The sequence below is a fragment of the Paenibacillus zanthoxyli JH29 genome (assembly GCF_000520715.1).
GTDB classification, from domain to species: Bacteria; Bacillota; Bacilli; order Paenibacillales; family Paenibacillaceae; genus Paenibacillus_AQ; species Paenibacillus_AQ zanthoxyli.
In genome coordinates, this window is record NZ_ASSD01000135.1 from 1 (window position 1) to 3737 (window position 3737).

3 protein-coding genes and 2 pseudogenes are annotated in these 3737 nt (G+C 57.1%); all 5 read right to left on the reverse strand.

All coding sequences use genetic code 11. The annotated features are described in order from the left end of the window. Positions 1 to 122, reverse strand: a pseudogene (locus L691_RS33390) (cystathionine beta-lyase); the annotation flags it as partial. A gap of 33 nt (positions 123 to 155) precedes the next feature. Further along, positions 156 to 629: a tetratricopeptide repeat protein gene (locus L691_RS27935; RefSeq protein ID WP_232229106.1), complete on the reverse strand. Its 474-nt coding sequence runs from the start codon at positions 627 to 629 to the stop codon at positions 156 to 158. 145 nt (positions 630 to 774) lie between these two features. Further along, positions 775 to 2721: an ABC-F family ATP-binding cassette domain-containing protein gene (locus tag L691_RS0105485; protein WP_025689257.1), complete on the reverse strand. Its 1947-nt coding sequence runs from the start codon at positions 2719 to 2721 to the stop codon at positions 775 to 777. Positions 2722 to 2761: 40 nt separating this feature from the next. Beyond that, the gene (locus L691_RS0105490; RefSeq protein ID WP_025689258.1) at positions 2762 to 3565 is read right to left on the reverse strand and encodes a DUF92 domain-containing protein; all 804 of its coding nucleotides are present in this window, start codon (positions 3563 to 3565) and stop codon (positions 2762 to 2764) included. Between the two features lie 33 nt (positions 3566 to 3598). Next, a pseudogene (locus tag L691_RS27940) lies at positions 3599 to 3737 on the reverse strand (fumarylacetoacetate hydrolase family protein); the annotation flags it as partial.

Genomic DNA, 3737 nt, shown 5'->3' on the forward strand with positions numbered 1-3737 from the left:
TCCATATCCGCCACCCATAGCGGTAAAATATCCTTGTTTCCGAACAGTTTTTCCACTTGATCCCACTTGTAGGAATGCGTATTGCTCCGGTTGACAACACGGTCAAAATCATAATTTGTCAATGCACTCACCCATCTTTAAATTTATTTTATCTGTTACCATACCTGATCGAGTTTGTCGGCATAGTAGCTTATGGCCCGGGCATATTCAGAAATACCGGGATCGCCGGACGTATCAGCAAGCAAATGCAGCAGAACTCCCATAGCCTTGTCATTTTGCCGTAAATTGTACAAGGTCATCGCATAGAACACTTGAAATTGTCTGTGCTGGGGATAATCTTCGATCGCCCGCCGCAGCACATTCTCCGATTGCTCGTATTGGCCCAGCGTTCGATATGTACTGCCCAATCCCAAAAGAGCGCCAGGTCTCCATTTTTCGGCCAACCCGGCTGACAAGCTTTGTTCGTAAAAGGGAACGGCGGCGCTCTCCAGACCCATAACATCATGGGTCCAGGCGATTTGATAGAGCAGCTCGGCGTAGAACGGGTCCTGCCCGAAGCTTGCGTTCTTCGCTCCGGTTTCGGCTTCGGAAGGAGCTTGCCGAACGGACCGATTGTGACCGGCTGCCATGGTCCATGGTGCTCTCATATTGCTGAAGCAGCAGGAGAAGCTTATCCAGCGCCGCTTCAGCCCGCCCCTCTTCGCGCAACCGGACCGCGTCCTCAAGCGTCAATCGCATAAATCCGCCTCCTTAGTCATTGCTGCGAACGACCCGTTACGATTTGTTCGCGATTTTCTCCGCCAGTTCGTTCAGATAAGTCCAGCGATCCATCAGCCGCTCCAGCTCCGCCTCGGCTGCGCGCTGCTCTTCCACCAATTGCTGGAGCTTCGCGGAATCGGCAAAGGCCGCTTCCATCTGCGCGGCAATAGAGCTTAAATGCTGCTCGGCCTGCTCAACGAGGCTGTCAATCTCTTCATACTCCCGCTGTTCCTTAAATGAAAATTTCAGCTTTTCCCGGGCCGGAGCCGGAGCAGGAACAGTTTGTCCTTGCGGAGACTGGCTGTCTGAGCCGTGTTTGGCTGCCGCATCCTCTTTCCCATCGCCTGCGGTGCTGCGAACCTGCAAATTCTTGGCCAGCCACTCTTCATACTCGCTGTAATCACCGACATGAACCCGGATCATTCCGTCCTCGAACGCGATGATCTTGTCCACCGTCCGGTCCAGGAAGAACCGGTCATGCGAGACGGCAAAGACGACTCCAGGAAACTCATCCAGATAGTCCTCCAGTATAGCAAGTGTTCCGATATCCAGATCATTGGTCGGTTCGTCCAGCAGCAGCACATTAGGAGCGCTCATCAGTACGCGCAGAAGATACAGCCGCCTCTTTTCTCCGCCGGACAGCTTCGAAATCGGCGTCCACTGCATCGCGGGCGGAAACAGGAAGCGTTCCAGCATCTGAGCGGCTGTAATCGTTGAGCCGTCTGCCGTCCGGACGACTTCCGCTTCTTCCTTGATGTATTCAATCACCCGCAGCGAGTCGTCCATATCCTGATGCTCCTGGGTGAAATAGCCCAGCTTCACTGTCGGTCCAAGCACGACTTCGCCGCTGTCCGGCTGAAGCTTGCCGGCAATCAGGTTCAGCAGCGTTGATTTGCCGCTGCCATTCGGCCCGACGATGCCGACGCGGTCCTGCGGGACGGCGATGTAGCTCAAATCCTTAATGAGCGTCCGGCCGCCCCTTGACATCGCCAGATCCTCAATTTCAAGGATCTTGCGCCCCAGCCTTGTCGAGGCCGCAGAAATCTCCAACTGGCTGCCGGAGGATACGCCCTGCTGGTCTTTCAGCTTCTCGAAGCGCTCGATCCTCGCCTTCTGCTTCGTAGACCGCGCCTTGGCGCCGCGCCTGATCCAGGCCAGCTCGCTGCGCAGCAGGTTCTGCCGCTTCTGCTCGGAAGCGGCCTCCCGCTCTTCACGCTCGGCCTTCAGCTCCAAGAAGCGGGAATAGTTCGCTTCATAGCGGAACAGCCGTCCCTGATTCAGCTCCAGCATAACACCCGCCACCCGCTCCAAGAAGTAGCGGTCATGAGTAACCATCAGCAGCGCGCCGCGCCGCTTCTGTAAATACTGCTCCAGCCACGCGACCGAAGACGTATCAATATGGTTGGTAGGTTCGTCCAGAATGAGCAGCTCCGAAGGTGTAATCAGGGCCGCCGCCAGCGCGACCCGTTTGCGCTGGCCGCCGGAGAGCGCCCCCATCCGCGCGTCGAACTGCTGAATCCCGAGCTTGGACAGCACGCTTTTCGCCTCGCTCTCCAAATGCCAGACCCCTGCGGCGTCGATGTCCTGACCTTGGCGGACCAGCTCTGCTTCCAATTTCGCATTCCCCGGATCGGCTTCAAGCAGCGCCGTTGTCTCCATGTACCGCCGCATAACGGCCAGCTCCGGATTGTCTCCTGCGAATACCTGCTGAAGCACGGTATACTCCGGGTTATAAGGCGGATTCTGCGCCAAAAACTGTACGCGCACATCATTGCCGATGGCAATCTGCCCCTCGTCCGGACTTTCAAGTCCGGCAATAATCCGCAGAAGCGTGGATTTGCCAGTCCCGTTCACACCGATGACGCCGATCTTGTCACGCTCGTCCATTCCGAAGGACGCGTCCTGGAACAGCACTTTTTCTCCGTAGCTTTTGACAAGATGCTCTACGGTCATAATATTCATAGTCGTTATTCGCCTTCCCTGTAGATTTGGAACTAAACAATCACATCAGCCCGCCAATCAGCAGCGCCAAGGCTCCTCCAGCAATCGAGCTTAGGGCATTCACCGCATCATTGCTCATCCAGCGCCACCCTCTTGCATGTGCCGTTGGCCTCCCGCAATGGACGCCGCTTTCTACCTCACGGCCGCATACGGCGCAGCGGTTCATCTTCTGCACCGTAGCGCCAAGGAGGGAGTCGGCAAAAGCGCCAACGAGTCCCCCAAAGAGGCCCGCAGCCGCTAAAGCCGCAAGCGACTGTCCGGTCATTCCTGTCAATTGCTGCAAAACCCACGAAGCGATGCCGATTAGGAGACCGCCCGCCGCAGCCGCAAGCGTACCCGGAAGCGAGACACCGCCGGAAGCGCCTGTCGGAAGCCTTTTGCCGTTCAGGATCGACCTTGGCGGCTTCTTGCTCAGAGTTCCGCATTCCGTCGCCCACGTATCCGCAGTCACCGTCGCCATCACACCGACGAATAGCAGCTCCCATGCGGGCAGCGGGTACACGGCATTCAGCAGAACGAGCAGCATGCCGAGACCGCCATTGGCGAACACCTGTCCGGCATCCCGCCTTCCTGTCTTGGCATAGGAACGTTCCAGTTCCTCCTTGTGCTCCGCCCTGAGCTTCGACAGCAGGCTGGAGGAGATGAAGAACAGCAGCAATATTCCGAACCAAAAGGCGTTGCCCGCTCCGAAATAGATGGTGCCCATGAGCACGGCGGCAAGCATTCCGGATAAGCTCAGCGAGCCCTTATGATAAGCCGCTCCGGCAACGAACAAGGCGCCTAAGGCGCCGATTATCCACTGCATGATTTCAACTCCAGTATATAGTCCTAGAATAAGTTATCCGATTAGACAGGTGCCCATCAGCCGGTCGCCCCAATACAGCTCGAACGAATCGCCCGATACGGTAGGACCGACGCCTGCGGGCGTGCCGGTGAAGATCACGTCATCCTTGCCCAGCCCGTAACGGCTGGCGGCG

Coding starts and splice junctions, on each gene's coding strand:
- L691_RS27935 (WP_232229106.1), bottom strand. CDS start 629: ATGGCAGCCGGTCACAATCGGTCCGTTCGGCAAGCTCCTTCCGAAGCC.
- L691_RS0105485 (WP_025689257.1), bottom strand. CDS start 2,721: ATGAATATTATGACCGTAGAGCATCTTGTCAAAAGCTACGGAGAAAAA.
- L691_RS0105490 (WP_025689258.1), bottom strand. CDS start 3,565: ATGCAGTGGATAATCGGCGCCTTAGGCGCCTTGTTCGTTGCCGGAGCG.